Origin of the sequence: Vibrio gallicus (assembly GCF_024346875.1) — a bacterium.
Lineage (GTDB): Bacteria > Pseudomonadota > Gammaproteobacteria > Enterobacterales > Vibrionaceae > Vibrio > Vibrio gallicus.
Genome location: NZ_AP024871.1, coordinates 1,648,665 through 1,663,869 on the forward strand (window position 1 = coordinate 1,648,665; position 15,205 = coordinate 1,663,869).

The following is a 15,205-nucleotide window of genomic DNA, read 5'->3' on the forward strand; positions in this document are numbered from 1 at the left end:
ATCAACATTTATCCGATTTGAATTCATTATCTTCCGCTTCACCATGTAACGGTTAAGTCTCGTTTTGATAACTATAATTAATGGGTGTCCAGATTTTAATTAAGGCATTGATAAATAAAGCAATATGGAGCTGAAGTGGCGTCCCCTACAGGATTCGAACCTGTCTCTCAAGCTTAGGAGGCTCGCGTTCTATCCAAATGAACTAAGGGGACGTACCGCATTTTTACCATAGCGCCCATAGGTTAGCAATTGCTTGGCGCTTGAACGGCTATTTATTGCGCACACCGATAACAAATATCCTTATTATTCCCCTGTACAATGAGCGAGTGATTGATTCATAATCGCGGGCAGCAATATTTTACTCAATTTAGGCACTTAAATGGATACTCTTTCAGCGGCTGTAATGCTGTTTTTAATCATGGACCCTATGGGTAATCTGCCAGTTTTTACCTCGCTATTAAAGCATATAGAGAAAAAGCGCCGTCGCATCATTCTAATTCGTGAACTAGTGATTGCGCTGTGTGTCATGCTGATATTTCTGTTTGCAGGCGAGACCATCCTAAACTTCTTGGGCTTAAATAAAGAAGCTATCTCAATCTCCGGCGCAATCATTCTGTTCTTAATCAGTTTAAAGATGATCTTTCCCCCTGTAGGCGGTCTTGGCGCTAGCCTTGGAGCGGGTGACGAGCCTCTGATTGTACCATTGGCAATTCCATTGGTTGCAGGTCCTTCTATTATTGCCACCCTTATTTTGCTGGCTCACCAAGAACCAGACCGTATGGGAGATTGGGCGTTGGCGCTATTAGGTGCATGGGCAGCATCAACGGTGATTCTAATGTTTTCTGAGGTATTCCAACGCGTAGTTGGTGAAAAAGGCCTGCAAGCTATCGAGCGCTTGATGGGAATGTTGCTATTGATGATTGCGGTGCAGATGTTTCTTAATGGCATTCAAAGCTATCTTAGCTAATCTTTATTGGTATCTAAAAAGGGTTACTTCGGTAGCCTTTTTTACACTTAGTACAAAAGTGTTTTGTTTCATCAATACTGTTAACTGACCAGCCCTCCTGATAACCTCAATAATAATTCAACACTATGGGAAACATGCAATGACTTCGCCTCTTTTTGATAAAGTAACGCTCGGAAAATTGACTCTCAACAACCGTATTGTAATGCCACCTATGACTCGCTCTCGCGCCTCTCAACCGGGAGATACAGCAAATGATATGATGGCTACCTATTACGCTCAGCGCGCTTCAGCCGGACTTATCGTATCCGAAGGTACTCAGATTTCTAAGATGGGTAAAGGCTATGCGTGGACCCCTGGTATCTATTCTGCTGAGCAGATTGCCGGTTGGAAAAAAGTCACTCAAGCAGTACACGAAAAAGGTGGTACGATTTTCGCTCAGCTTTGGCATGTAGGCCGCGTTACTCATCCAGATAATATTGGCGGACAGCAACCTGTATCTTCATCCGCTCTCAAGGCAGATAACGTCAAAGTGTTTATTGATAACGGCACCGATGAACCAGGTTTTGTGGATGTGGTTGAACCGCGTGAGCTTTCTGTGGCAGAGATCAAATCCATCGTTGAACAATACCGCCAAGCGGCTTTAAACGCGATTGAGGCGGGCTTTGATGGTATTGAACTGCATGCAGCAAATGGTTATTTAATCAACCAGTTCATCGACTCTGAAGCCAACAATAGAACAGACCAATACGGTGGCAATTTAGAGAATCGCCTGCGTTTCTTAGATGAAGTCGTTGCCGCTATGGTTGAGGCGATTGGGTGTGAGCGTGTAGGCGTGCGTTTAGCACCACTAACCACTCTCAATGGTACTGTCGATGCGCACCCAGAGCAGACTTACACTGCGGCAGCCAAGCTGCTCGACCAGCACAACATCGTATACTTACACATTGCAGAGGTGGATTGGGACGATGCGCCAGAGACGCCTGAATCCTTTAAACAAGCATTGCGCAGTGCATTTAGTAATACGTTAATCTATGCCGGCCGATATAACCCACAGTCGGCGCAACAGGCTATTGAACAAGGCTTAGCAGACATGATTGGCTTTGGTCGTCCATTTGTAGCTAACCCAGATCTGCCCGAGCGTATTCGCACTGGCGCAGAGTGGGCAAAACACGATCCCAATACGCTATTTGGCGGTGATGAAAAAGGCTTAACTGACTACCCAACCCTCTAGTAATAAGCATTTAAAATAAAACCCCTCACCTATTACAGGTAGAGGGTTTTTTATTATTGTACGCGCCTAAAACTAGAAGCGTTCTAGCACATTAACTAAGAGGTCAATACGCGGCTTGATAGAGTTGATGATCAGGTACTCTTTACCTGAGTGCAAACCTGCGCCCATAGGACCAAACCCATCTAGGGTTGGCGTGCCAACATTGGCAGTAAAGTTACCATCTGATCCACCACCAGCATTTTCCCAAGCGTAGGTTAAACCCAGTTTATCGGCTTCTTCGCTAACCAAAGCTATCATCTCTTCAGTGGCATCAGTTGGCACCATTGATGGTTTAAACGCTAGGCGATTAACTTCAACCGATGCGCCTGCTTCAAATGGTGTCTTCGCCATAGTGCGCAAGGTATTGTCGATGATCTCGGCTTCGTCTGTATTCCAGAAACGCAGGTCAACCGTCGCTTTGGCAAAATCAGGAACAACGTTGACCGCAACCCCACCCTCGATGATACCTACATTCATGGTGGTACCTGTTTCTAGGTTCACCAGATCTTTAATCGCAAGGCTCCAATGACTCAGCTCATAGATAGCCGATACGCCATCTTCTAGTGCCGAACCCGCATGAGAAGCAACGCCTTTAAAGGTAAGCTCATATTTGGCATTCCCTTTACGAGAGCGAATAAGATTACCAGTTGCACGCGCTGCCTCGCACACCAATACCTTGTCACTTTTACGTGCTAATGCTTCAATCCACTCTCTGGAGTAACATGAACCGATCTCTTCGTCACAGTTTAATGCAATCACAATAGACAGTTTTTGTCGCTGCTCAGCGCTTAGCATTTGCAATGCATACCATGCACTGAGAATGCCAGATTTCATGTCTGTAACACCCGGACCATAGATTTTCTCTTCATCAAAGGTCAGTGGTCGTTGCGCTACCGTTCCTTCAGGGAAAACCGTATCCATATGTCCACAAAGCATTACATCAAAGTGAGTCGCATCCGGTTTATTGGTGATCTCAAGGCAAGGCCCTGCATCGGCATGCAATTGATGGCGCGTGACTGAAAAGCCGATCTGCTCAAACATAGGAGCAAGAACATCCGCAACTTTAGCGATGCCTGCCGGAGTATGGCTACCACAATCGACATTCACTAACTTTTTCAGTTGCTCTATGTAAGTACTCGTTTCGAAATTAATAGTCATATAAACCTCAATAAAAAAGCCCTTCAATGAAGGGCTTAGATAAAATAATTAAACAGTCATTGGTACTAAGTATACGGTACCTAGAATAACGGTAATAAGGCCAAATAGTACTGGTACAGAGGTACGTTTCACTACCTCAAATGGACTGATTTTTGCCATACCGGAAGTCGCCACGATAACACCAGATACTGGCGAGATTGTACGACCAAGGTTAGAAGCTTGTAGCATTGGGATAATAAGGAACGCTGGGTTGATACCCATTTTACCTGCAAGTGCTGGCGCAAGCTCTACGAATGCGTAGAAAGGTGCGTTACCAGAACCCGTTGCAATTGCTGCTGCAACCGTTAGACCCGTCAATAGAAGCATTAGTGCCACAGCACCTGCGCCTGCGTTATCTGCAAGGTGAATTAGGTTATCGATAGCACCAATAGACATCAGACCTTGGGCAAATACACCGGCGGCAACCAACAGCATAACCACGCCTTTGAATGCATCAGCCATTCCTGCATAGCATGAGTCTAGGTCTTCTAGGGCTTTCTTACCGTTAAAGCGATGTGTTATATAGTTCACCAAAGCGCCAATAAAGATAGACAATACCACTATGGTGTAAATATCTAACGATAGGCCTTCAATGGTGCGTCCGTTGAATAAGAAAACACCAATAATTGGAAGGAATGGTAAAAGTGCATAGAAAGCAGGTGCATTAACTTCCATTTCAGAAAGATCAACCTTCTCCATAGGAGTGTTCTCTTTCTTATCTAGATATTTGTTCCAGAAGAAAGCCGCTGCTGCCATAACGATAATGGCACAGATAGAAACAGGTAATACGGTATGAAATGCAAAGATATCCAATGGCATGTTCGACTTCTCAGCCGCAACCACAACATCACCTGAGGTAGGAGAAAGGATAATCGCCGCTGGAGATGCACACACTGCAACCGCAGCAGGGCGAGAGATCCCCATTGCTGTCATCATAGGGAATAGTGTTGCCATTAATAGCACGCCAAGACCCGTTGCAGAACTTACTGCCAATGACATTAGACATGCAACGATATAAGCAGCCACTAGTAAAACATAAGGCGATTTAATCACCGCGAGAGGTTTAGAGAACTGTTTTACTACAACGTTGTTAGCACCAATATGAGTCATGTATGACGCAAAACCACACAACAACATGATCTGTAGACCAAGGCCGCCGCCACGATATTGAAGCATATATTTAACGAACTCGAGTGCATCCGTAAAGTTGTTACCTGTAGATGCTACCTTTGATGGCAACACATTGTGGCCAAGTAGACCCGTAATAAGTAGTAGTGATATCCCAGCTACCAATAGTACACCGGCCGCTCGATACCCTTTAATAATAAAGTAGCCAACAACTATGGTGGCTAAAAGTCCAATAATCAGTTCTATCATTCCAAAAAAACCTTATTTTTGTTGTTCTTGAGTAATATGTATTACTAAATAAACTATCAAATTCTGAGCAAAGAAAGGTCGAGAGTAATCAAACTTTGATACACTTTCTTACAATTACTGATAAATTGAACTTTTCTGTGACTCACATCAAATATTGAGATTTACTCACCCCTAAAGTGATAACTTGTATTTCACATTTGAAACACACTCCCCTTCACATGGCATAACATTGCGCATATTGCTTGCAATGCCTGAACATCACACCCTACTTAATCTCTATTTCTCTTTATGTTTATAGGCTTAAACGATTATGATGTTGAAAACAGACATCAGAATAGGGATATCCAATGACACAGAATCAAGGACGACACCAACAGCGCCAGCAAAAGCTCAAACAACAAGTGGATCAACGTATAGAGCAAGCCCAACAAGAGCGTGGGTTACTGCTTGTGATAACCGGTAACGGCAAAGGTAAATCTACTTCAGGTTTTGGCACCGTAGCGCGTGCTGTTGGCCATGGCTTTCAGTGTGGTGTGGCGCAGTTTATCAAGGGCACTTGGGATAATGGCGAGCGAAATCTGCTAGAACAGCACGGCGTACAGTTCCATGTTATGGCTACCGGATTTACCTGGGAAACCCAAAACAAGCAAGCAGATACCCATGCCGCGCAATTAGTATGGAAGGAGTGCCAGCGCATGTTACAAGACCCAAATCTTGATCTAGTACTACTCGATGAAATGACCTACATGGTGACCTACGGCTATATTGACCTGCAACAGATTGTAAGTGCACTAGAAAATCGCCCTAGCCATCAATCAGTAGTCATTACTGGCCGAGCGGCTCACCGCACACTCACCGATATGGCAGATACCGTTTCCGAGGTTAAGAATATAAAACACGCCTTTGATTCGGGCTTAAAGGCTCGCAAAGGGATTGACTGGTAATGAAAATGGGCTCTTATTTAAGAGCCCATTTTTGTGGCATTGCGATGCTTAGCTTAGAAAAACTTCTTCAATAGTGAATCGGTCATTTTCTTAACATCGTCATCCTTGGCTTTATCACCAAGCAGTTTTTCAAGGCCGCGCTCGGCTTCTTTCTTCGCTTTTGCTTCTAGCTTTTTCTTATTACGCTCTAATTCTTGCTTCTGTAATGCGGCCAAATCTAGACTGATTTTCGGGTCAGTCCAACTGCCCTTAGCGCGTATCGGCAGGGTTAACCCCTTAAGGTCATCAAGACTTTTACCACCTTGTCCTTCCAAAGAACCTACTATCGAGGTTTTAGCCAGCATATCCATGGTTTCAGCAATATAATTGGCTTGCCCTGAGGCATCGATTCTCATCAATGGCGATTGAGCGTTGATTTTTGATATATATGCGGTGCCCTTGTTTAATCTAACGCTAGCTGACATCGAACTAAAATCTGTCTTCTTCACTTCTGGCTCTGCGGGCACTTTCTGGCCACGGAATTTGGCATAGTTAGTACGTATAATCTGAGCAACGTTGATACCATTAACCGCCCCGTCGTTCAGGCTCATGTTGATGTCACCGGCAATATTCTGCTTAAGCTTGTCAGGGATCAGGCTTTTACCTTTTAGGTCTAAAGTGATATTACCACTACCTTCCAGCATATCATTGTCCGCAACATCTTTGAGTAACGGCGCAATCTTAACCCCCTTTACTTTGGCATCAAGGTCGTAGCTTGGGGTTGTGCTCTTAGCATTGACTATCGCTTTGGCATCTATGCTACCTTGATAAAGACGCGCCTTTAACGCCTTGAGGTTAAACACCCCACCTTTAATGGCTAGATTGGTAAACACATCCTGCAATTTGGCGTTGCTTGCCACCAGCTTATCAATGGTCATAGTCCCAGCCACATCTAGGGTTTTTAGCACACTAAGATCCGGCTCTTGGGCTGGGGTGCTAGCCTGTGATGCAGTTGCAGTAGAGGTTGTAGAGGTTGTAGAGGCATCTGTTGCCGCATTAGGCTCCTCGCCTCCAGTCCACTCATCAACATTAATTGAGGGTGAATGCAGTTTAAAGCGCACTTGCGGTATCTTTGACAGCGTCACCTGCGTTGAACCGCTTAGCGAGAGGTCGTTTAATGCCAGTTGACCTAGAATTACACTTAGCTTGTTTTGCTTAAGGTCGAAGTTAATATCCGATTCGAGGACTAGCTTCAAAGGCGATTGTGGAAGCGCGTCACCAACAAGATTACCATGGGCTTGCAGGTTATCGATTGCCACCTTAGAGATAGCCTTGTCTACTAGGATACTACCTGACAGTAAAACATCCTGACTGATACCCGCAGCTTTTGATTTTATGGCTAAGTTAAATGCACCCGGCTTATCAAATTGGAACTGTTTCAAGTTTAACGAAGCGCGCTCCAAGTCAAGGTCTGGTCCTTTGAGCTTTGATTGCAACGCAACATCTTTTAAGGCGAAGGTCTGCATATCTTGATTTAGCTTTGCTTGCAGAGCACTGTTGACTTCAAAGGTGTTGTTGGCCGCTTTACCATTAGCGGTAAGTTGAATATTGGCAAAACTGCCAATCGCAAAGGTGTCTAGATTGAGCGTAAACTTCTCTACCTCTAGGTCAGGTTGTGAAAAGCCGCCACTAACCACAACATCCTTTACTTGGTAGTCACTAAAGTCAGCATTGGTTTTGGCACTCGCCTGCCCTGACACGGCAAAACGTTGCTGATTATTCACACCCTGAAAGCTAAATGTAACCGGTGTCCATTTATCAAATTCAAAGCTCGCGACGTTCAGATTCACCTGCTCTAACTTGGTGTATACCCCTTGGCTATCGTCTTTGATTTCAAGCAGTGCATTTTCAATATCGACACCTTGTAGGCTAATTATCCAAGGTTCGGGAGCTGCCGTTGAGCCTTGTTCAGAAGCTGCTGGGCTCTCAACCGTGTCCTGCTCAGGCTCAGCTTGGCTCTTAAATGCATCTAGGTTGCTACTGCCATCAGCTTTGGTTTCAAGATAAATCTGCGCGCCTTTCAGGGTTATTTTTCCAACCTGAAGCTGTTTATCCATCATTGGTAAAACTGAAATATCTAGCCCTACCTCATCTACCGACAACATATTTTTAGCCGCAAAGCCCTCGGGATTACTTAGTGTCGTTTTACCTAAAGAGAAACCAAGGCTTGGGAAAAATCGCCAGCCAATATCCCCTTCAATGGTTAAGTCTAGCTGAGTATGGGTTTTGGTTTGCTCTACAATTAAGGGCTTAAATTGGTTAGGGTCTACAAATAGCAGCAGGGCTGCTACAGCTAACACCACCAACAACAATGGTGTAAGGATAATAAGAGCGATTTTCTTCATCTTGTTCTTCCCTGAGTCTCAGACGAATTAATTATAATTCAGATACAAAAAATGGCACCACAGTGCCATTAAGTGTTGACCATAAATTATGGCCTGTAAGCTATAGAATTCACTTACTTAGCATATATCTACAAACTACTAAGATTTCAAAAGTTTAGCAATATGTGCTTCGAGTACATCAATCGCGATTCGGTTCTTGCCACCACGAGGTACTATGATATCAGCGTACTGTTTAGACGGTTCAATAAACTGCATAAACATTGGGCGAACTGTTTTTTGATACTGCTCTAAAACAGACTCCATAGTACGACCACGTTGTTCTACATCACGCTTCACGCGGCGCAAAAGGCAAATATCAAGCGGCGTATCCATAAACACACTCGCATGCATAATGTCTCTCAAACGTGGGTCCGTCAGTAGCAAGATGCCCTCAAGGATAATCACCTTTTTAGGTTCCATCGTCTGGGTATTTTCGGTGCGAGTATGCTCAGTATAGCTATACTCTGGCACTTCAACTGATTGTCCTGCAGCCAACTGTCGTAGATGTTCGCATAACAAGTCATGGTCTAGCGCTTTAGGGTGATCATAGTTAGTTTTTACACGCTCTTCCATGCTGAGATGGCTTTGATCGTTGTAATATCTATCTTCCGTAATGACACCAATTTGATTAGGGCCGACCTTGGCACGCAACTCATTATAAATCGTACTTGCAATTAGGCTCTTACCTGAAGCAGATGCTCCAGCGATTCCCACAATTACACATTGGTTATTATCAGACATGGAGTGACCTTGAAGAAATGGTTAGTTCAGCTTTAATCGAGGTAATTATAGGGAGGGAAATAATTTCATACCAGCGCTTAAACGAGAATAAAGAATGGTTGTACAATATTTACCCAGAATAATAGGTGAGATACCTAATTAGGGTGACAAGGTGAGCAATTAAAATGCATCAGGCACCAATAATGATGCCTGATACTGCTCTAAGTTGGTTTATTTTATCTACACAGAGACAAATTCAATATTTTCAGGCTTTGCCGTTCCGGTCCAATACAGGCGACTTACTATCTGTTCTGCAAGGTCTAGGTAATGCTTAGCTTGATCGCTAGAGTTAGGGTTTAACACACTCGGAAAACCCTTGTCGACATCTTGTTGTACGTTGACATGTAACGGTATCTGCCCTAATAGCGCCATTCCTTTTTGTTTTGCCAGTTTCTCTGCGCCACCTGTGCCAAATATATGCTCTTTAGACCCACAGTGTGAACATTCGTGATAGCTCATATTTTCAATGATACCTAACACAGGCACCTCAACCTTTTCAAACATTGCGATACCCTTAGAGGCATCGGCTAATGCGATATCCTGCGGTGTTGTCACCACAATAGCTGCGGTTAAGGGTATCTGTTGCGCTAAAGTGAGCTGGATATCACCCGTACCAGGGGGCATATCAATAATAAGGTAATCTAAGTCATGCCATTGAGTCTCTTGCAAAAGTTGCACTAATGCCTTCGAAGCCATAGGCCCACGCCAAACAGTTGCCTCATCATCCCCCATTAAATAGCCAATAGATTGGGTTTGAATACCTAAGGCATCGACAGGCTGCATCCACTTTTCATCAACCACTACCATTTGCGCGCTGCGACGACCAAACATCATTGGAATAGACGGGCCATAGATATCGGCATCAAGTACCCCAACCTTGCCCCCATTTTGAGCAATAGCAAGGGCTAAGTTAGCCGCAGTTGTGGACTTCCCGACACCACCTTTGCCTGAGGTAACAGCAATGATGTTTTTCACATGTGCGAGATTCGATGGCACTTTCGAGTTTAGCGCCTTGGTCACACTGCTAATTTGGGTTTTTAATGCGGGCAACGGATTATTAATCAGCCAATTATCAAGGGCTTGTTCAAGCAAATTAAGCTGAAATGGAAACTCAATTATTGCAGTGTCTCCGGTTTGGTCGAGGCTCACAACCCCATGCTCACTCGCCCACCCTTCGATTAATGCTGGGTGCGAAAACTGATTGAGCCAACTTTGAATGCTTTGTAACGAATCCGACATAAATGTTTCCTTTTTTTACCATCATAGTGCTGAGTTTGAAAAAATTCAGCCATGAAAAACATATGGTTTTATCTATAGTAGAAGGGTTTCCTGCTGTGATCCTTCCCGAAAGGCCGGGGTTAGGTTAATATAGCGTCCAAAATGTTACCTATCTGCGAAAAGTAAAAGTATGACTACAGAATTAAGAAAAATGCTTGTCACTTGTGCACTGCCATACGCTAACGGTTCTATCCACCTTGGCCATATGCTTGAGCACATACAAGCTGATATTTGGGTGCGTTATCAACGCTTACGTGGCAACACGGCTAATTTTATCTGTGCCGATGACGCACACGGCACTCCGATCATGCTTAAAGCTCAGCAGATGGGCATAAGCCCAGAAGAAATGATTGCCGCAGTTAGTGAAGAACACCAAAAAGATTTTGCTGGCTTCAATATCAGTTTTGATAACTATCACAGCACACACTGTGAAGAGAACCGCGAACTGGCGTCATCTATTTACCTAGAGCTGAAGAAAAACGGTTTCATTAATAGCCGCACCATTTCACAACTGTTTGATCCTGAAAAAGAGATGTTCCTTCCCGATCGCTTTGTTAAAGGTACATGTCCTAAGTGTAAATCTGAAGACCAATACGGTGATAACTGTGACAACTGTGGCGAAACTTACAGTCCAACGGAACTAATTAATCCAAAATCAGCGGTTTCTGGCGCAACACCCGTAATGAAAGACTCAGAGCACTTCTTCTTCGACCTACCTCAATTTGAGAGTATGTTAAAAGAGTGGACTCGCTCAGGCTCATTGCAATCTGAAACCTCGAACAAGATGCAAGAATGGTTTGAATCAGGCTTACAGCAGTGGGATATCTCTCGTGATGCTCCCTATTTCGGCTTTGAAATTCCAGGCGAGAAAAACAAGTTTTTCTATGTGTGGGTTGACGCACCGGTAGGCTATATGGCTTCTTTCAAGAACCTATGTGACCGCCGTGATGATCTTGAATTTGATGAGTACTGGAATAAAGACAGCTCTACCGAGTTATATCACTTCATCGGTAAAGACATCGTGTATTTCCACAGCCTATTCTGGCCAGCAATGCTTGAAGGTGCGGGTTTCCGTAAGCCTAATAACATTTTTGTACACGGTTATGTGACAGTAAATGGCGCTAAGATGTCAAAATCTAAAGGCACCTTTATTAAGGCGAGTACCTACCTAAATCACCTTGAACCTGAGTGCCTACGTTACTATTACGCAGCCAAACTCAACAACCGTATTGATGACCTTGACCTCAACCTTGAAGACTTTACCCAACGTGTAAACTCTGATGTTGTGAATAAGATAGTTAACCTTGCATCGCGTAACGCCGGTTTCATTACCAAGCGTTTTGAAGGCAAGTTGTCTGATACCTTTGCTGAACCTGCTCTTTATCAAGAGTTTGTGGATGCCGCTGACAAGATTGGTGCACTTTACGAGTCTCGTGAGTTTGGTCGCGCTATTCGTGAAATCACAGCGCTTGCGGATAAAGCAAACCAATACGTTGATGAAAAAGCACCTTGGGTTGTTGCCAAGCAAGAAGGCCAAGATCAACAGTTGCAAGATATCTGCTCGGTTGGTATTAACCTATTCCGCGTGCTGATTACTTATCTAAAACCAGTAATGCCAGAACTTGCAGCCCGCACTGAAGCTTTCTTAAACCAAGAGTTAACATGGGAAGCGATTAATGCGCCACTAACAGGCCATGAAATCACCAAGTTCAAGGCACTATTTAACCGTATTGACCCGAAAAAGGTTGAAGCTATGATTGAAGCATCAAAACAAGACGCAGCAGCAGAGCAAGCGGCAAAAGAGAAAGCCGAGAATGCAAAAACTGAAACTGAGCTAAGTAAAGAGCCGGTAGCTGATGAAATCGAATTCGATGATTTTGCTAAGGTTGACCTGCGCATTGCTAAGATCATCGAATGTGAAGAAGTGCCAAAAGCCAATAAGCTGTTGAAACTTCAGTTGGATATCGGTGGTGAAATCCGTCAGGTATTTGCTGGCATCAAATCAGCTTATAAGCCTGAGGACTTAGTCGGTAAACACACTGTAATGGTGGCAAACCTTAAGCCGCGTAAAATGAAGTTTGGTATGTCGGAAGGCATGGTATTAGCCGCCGGCCCTGGTGGCGAAGAGCTATGGATTCTAGAACCGCACCAAGGCGCTAAGCCGGGTATGCGTGTAATGTAGCCTGCTGCCATAAAAACAAAAACCGACTTTAATCAGTCGGTTTTTTTGTTTCTAGAATGTGACTGCTAGGTCTTTATCCCTCAACAACCTTAAGCAATAAGTTACCGTCATATAACGCCTGCTTAATTAACGCCGCACCTGGCATAGTGGCATTTTTGATAAATCGACATGGTACGATTTCGAGATCCTTAAAATAGATAGGAAGGGCTTGCTCCGCCACGCACTGGCGTATATTAGGCAACAAAAGCTCTTTGGCGGTATTAATGTCGCCACCGATTAAGATCTTTTCTGGGTTAAACATATTAACGACAATCGCAACCGCTTTCCCTAGGTTCTTACCAAGCTGGTCTATCACCTTTAACGCAAGGGAGTCACCTTGATTAGCCGCCTCACAGATTTTAGTCACGCTTAGCCCCTCAAGCTCAAGCGATGTATCTTCACCTTGGATAATTAATGCTCGTGTTTGGCGAACGACAGCTCGCGCACTGGCAACGGTTTCTAAACATCCGTGGTTGCCACATTCACATGGTAAACCATCGTCATCAACTTGGATGTGTCCAAGCTCTCCAACGTTACCTAGTCGCCCTTCAAGAAGTCGCCCTTCTAAGATAATGCCCGCACCTAAACCATTATGTACGGATATCAATACTGAATTTTTATTCTGTTGAGAGTTACCAAACAGCTGCTCAGCAAGTGCCCATGCTCGGGTATCATTGGCAACAAATACCGGTAATCCGGTATCGGTTTCTACAGCAGAAGCAAGCTCCATACGCTCCACTTCATAATAAGGCATCTGTTGAACGATACCGCTATCTGAATGCACTAAGCCTGGCAATGTGATTGCAATACTCGTTACCCTTTCAAGGTGCTCAGCATTGATCTCAAAAAAGCGATATATCTCTTTTAGAAGCCGCTTAAGGAAGGCGTCTTGATGTGTCTCTTCAATATGAACTTGATTTTGAACAACCACTTCACCACCGAGGTTATGCAAGGCTATAGAAAGATAGCCTCGCCCTACTCGCATCGATAGAAACTGCCAACCCTGATTGTTGGTTTGTAACCCAACCGCAGGGCGACCACGACTTGTAACCTCTTGAACAATAGTTTCATGGATAAGGTGAGCATCGATAAGCTCACGAGTTATTTTAGTAATGCTGGCTGGCGCAAGTGCGCTCAATTTTGATAAGTCGATACGTGAGATTGGCCCAAACTGGTCAATTAACTGGTATACCTTGCCTGCGTTTACTTGCTTAATGTAGTCGATATGACCGGGTTGTGACGTATACATGGTGCCTCCAAGCGCTCTTACCTCCTATTTTTTTACACCTCAAAACAAATGTGAAGCGTTTGCATAGAAAGGCGTGAGGCGGCTCACTAAGTAAACATCATAATATGCATAGAACGTGAGATATAATCGAAATAGTGAACGATTAATATACCGTGCGTGGGGTTTTAATTAGCTGCTTGCTATCTTGATACTCGTTAACGAAGCGATAGCCCGCATCTAAACCCTGCTGATAATCAAACAGCATATCCTCTGGGCTACTCATCAAGGTTGAACTGCGTAGCGGTTGCTGCGGCACAATTTGCATCACGTAACAGTCAGAAGGTGGCGCACTAATGAAATCATGAGTAAGAGCATAGGTTTGATAGTGAATCATCAACATATCCACCAGCCCTGCATCGACATCATTACCTAAAAGATGTGCAAGGCGATAAATATTATTGGCACCAAACAACCAGCGCCCCCCATTTAGTGTTTCATGGTCAGGTTGAGTTAGTTGCAGTTTGTTATGAGAAATACGCTCTTCTAACAACTCATTAAAGCCTTTCAATCCTTGGTCTAATGTCCCTTTCCATAGCTGTTGAACGGCTTCTATCGGCTTTTTGTACCACTCTTCATTTATGCTAGATTGAGCGATTTTAGGTTCTGAAATTGACGCTTCAGGCTTTTCACTGCGAATGACAACAATCGTTCTTGATTCTTTACGCCACGCTTCTTGGACTGGAATAGAAGCCGATACTCCCCCATCAACATATGAGACGCCATCGATAGAAACGGCTCTAGAAACCAGATTTGGGATAGCGCAACTCGCGCGTAATACATCTACCCAATTATTTTTTAGCATGGGTAAATATGCATCTTTGAAATCATCCACCCGCGTTGTGGCCGCAAAGGCGCTTCGCCCTTGTAAAGTTCGTCTTCCCATATCAACATCAAGTTTATAGGGAGGATGGCAGATCTTGTCTAACGCCCAATCTAGGCCTATATAGTGCTTTTGGCGAATAAAACTAAACAGATTGAAAAATTGATTATCGGTTGTCAGTTCTAATAGAAATGACTTACCCAATGTAGGTTGACGACAAAGATAGGCACAAACATTCATCGCCCCAGCTGAGGTTCCGTAGAAGGTATGAAAAGGGTCAAAGTTAGAATAGAGAAAAGCATCTAAAACACCTGCGGTAAAGATACCGCGCTGCCCACCACCTTGTGCCACAAGCGCAGTTTTACCGCCGATATATTCAGAAAATATATCAGGGTTATAAAGGGAGTCAGTTCCCCATACAAGGCCGCTATTATTCATGGTGTGCTTAATCTAGGCAAATAGCACTATGCCTCCATAGGCAAATAACACTGCAAATATGATAGTGACAATAGAAATGCTTACTTTTAAGTCTGTGTCCATCGAGCTTTCCTCATTCATTTTTTGCAAACTACCTTTAAGTTTGTATGCAAAGTACCTTTAAAATTTTTTGTAAACTCCTTTAAACTTCTAGCACCTTAAA

The 15,205-nt window shown here is 43.9% G+C and carries 11 protein-coding genes and 1 tRNA gene; 4 read left to right on the plus strand and 8 right to left on the minus strand.

The annotated features are described in order from the left end of the window. Positions 1 to 136 precede the first annotated feature (136 nt). A tRNA-Arg gene (locus tag OCU28_RS07600) sits at positions 137 to 212 on the minus strand. A 167-nt stretch (positions 213 to 379) separates the two neighbouring features. Here OCU28_RS07600 and OCU28_RS07605 point away from each other — a divergent pair. Both OCU28_RS07605 and OCU28_RS07610 read left to right on the plus strand, forming a co-directional pair. Then, positions 380 to 967: a YhgN family NAAT transporter gene (locus OCU28_RS07605; protein ID WP_261815612.1), complete on the plus strand. Its 588-nt coding sequence runs from the start codon at positions 380 to 382 to the stop codon at positions 965 to 967. A 139-nt stretch (positions 968 to 1,106) separates the two neighbouring features. Next, on the plus strand, positions 1,107 to 2,198 hold the full coding sequence (locus tag OCU28_RS07610) for an alkene reductase (RefSeq protein ID WP_261815613.1): 1,092 nt from the start codon (positions 1,107 to 1,109) through the stop codon (positions 2,196 to 2,198). Positions 2,199 to 2,270: 72 nt separating this feature from the next. On the opposite strand, the gene OCU28_RS07615 is transcribed toward OCU28_RS07610, so the two are convergent. Together OCU28_RS07615 and dcuC are read right to left on the minus strand one after the other, a co-directional pair. After that, the gene (locus OCU28_RS07615; RefSeq protein ID WP_261815614.1) at positions 2,271 to 3,395 is read right to left on the minus strand and encodes a M20 family metallopeptidase; all 1,125 of its coding nucleotides are present in this window, start codon (positions 3,393 to 3,395) and stop codon (positions 2,271 to 2,273) included. Between the two features lie 48 nt (positions 3,396 to 3,443). After that, positions 3,444 to 4,811: an anaerobic C4-dicarboxylate transporter DcuC gene (gene dcuC, locus OCU28_RS07620; protein ID WP_261815615.1), complete on the minus strand. Its 1,368-nt coding sequence runs from the start codon at positions 4,809 to 4,811 to the stop codon at positions 3,444 to 3,446. 347 nt (positions 4,812 to 5,158) lie between these two features. On the opposite strand from dcuC, the gene cobO reads away from it, so the two are divergent. Next, the gene (cobO, locus tag OCU28_RS07625; RefSeq protein ID WP_261815616.1) at positions 5,159 to 5,755 is read left to right on the plus strand and encodes a cob(I)yrinic acid a,c-diamide adenosyltransferase; all 597 of its coding nucleotides are present in this window, start codon (positions 5,159 to 5,161) and stop codon (positions 5,753 to 5,755) included. A 53-nt stretch (positions 5,756 to 5,808) separates the two neighbouring features. Here cobO and OCU28_RS07630 read toward each other — a convergent pair whose 3' ends face one another. From OCU28_RS07630 to apbC, 3 genes are all read right to left on the minus strand, one after another. Further along, entirely contained in the window at positions 5,809 to 8,139 is a 2,331-nt protein-coding gene (locus OCU28_RS07630; RefSeq protein WP_261815617.1) for an AsmA family protein, read from the minus strand. A gap of 138 nt (positions 8,140 to 8,277) precedes the next feature. Next, the gene (gene udk, locus OCU28_RS07635) at positions 8,278 to 8,919 is read right to left on the minus strand and encodes a uridine kinase (protein ID WP_261815618.1); all 642 of its coding nucleotides are present in this window, start codon (positions 8,917 to 8,919) and stop codon (positions 8,278 to 8,280) included. A 219-nt stretch (positions 8,920 to 9,138) separates the two neighbouring features. Continuing rightward, on the minus strand, positions 9,139 to 10,197 hold the full coding sequence (apbC, locus tag OCU28_RS07640) for an iron-sulfur cluster carrier protein ApbC (RefSeq protein ID WP_261815619.1): 1,059 nt from the start codon (positions 10,195 to 10,197) through the stop codon (positions 9,139 to 9,141). Between the two features lie 169 nt (positions 10,198 to 10,366). Here apbC and metG point away from each other — a divergent pair, with 169 nt between their 5' ends. Beyond that, the gene (gene metG / locus OCU28_RS07645; protein WP_261815620.1) at positions 10,367 to 12,418 is read left to right on the plus strand and encodes a methionine--tRNA ligase; all 2,052 of its coding nucleotides are present in this window, start codon (positions 10,367 to 10,369) and stop codon (positions 12,416 to 12,418) included. Between the two features lie 73 nt (positions 12,419 to 12,491). Here the strand turns inward: metG and mlc are convergent, their stop codons facing one another. Together mlc and OCU28_RS07655 are read right to left on the minus strand one after the other, a co-directional pair. Further along, the gene (gene mlc, locus OCU28_RS07650) at positions 12,492 to 13,706 is read right to left on the minus strand and encodes a sugar metabolism global transcriptional regulator Mlc (protein WP_261815621.1); all 1,215 of its coding nucleotides are present in this window, start codon (positions 13,704 to 13,706) and stop codon (positions 12,492 to 12,494) included. 142 nt (positions 13,707 to 13,848) lie between these two features. Further along, positions 13,849 to 15,003, minus strand: coding sequence for a patatin-like phospholipase family protein (locus OCU28_RS07655; RefSeq protein WP_261815622.1), 1,155 nt, complete (start codon positions 15,001 to 15,003; stop codon positions 13,849 to 13,851). Between the last annotated feature and the right edge of the window lie 202 nt (positions 15,004 to 15,205).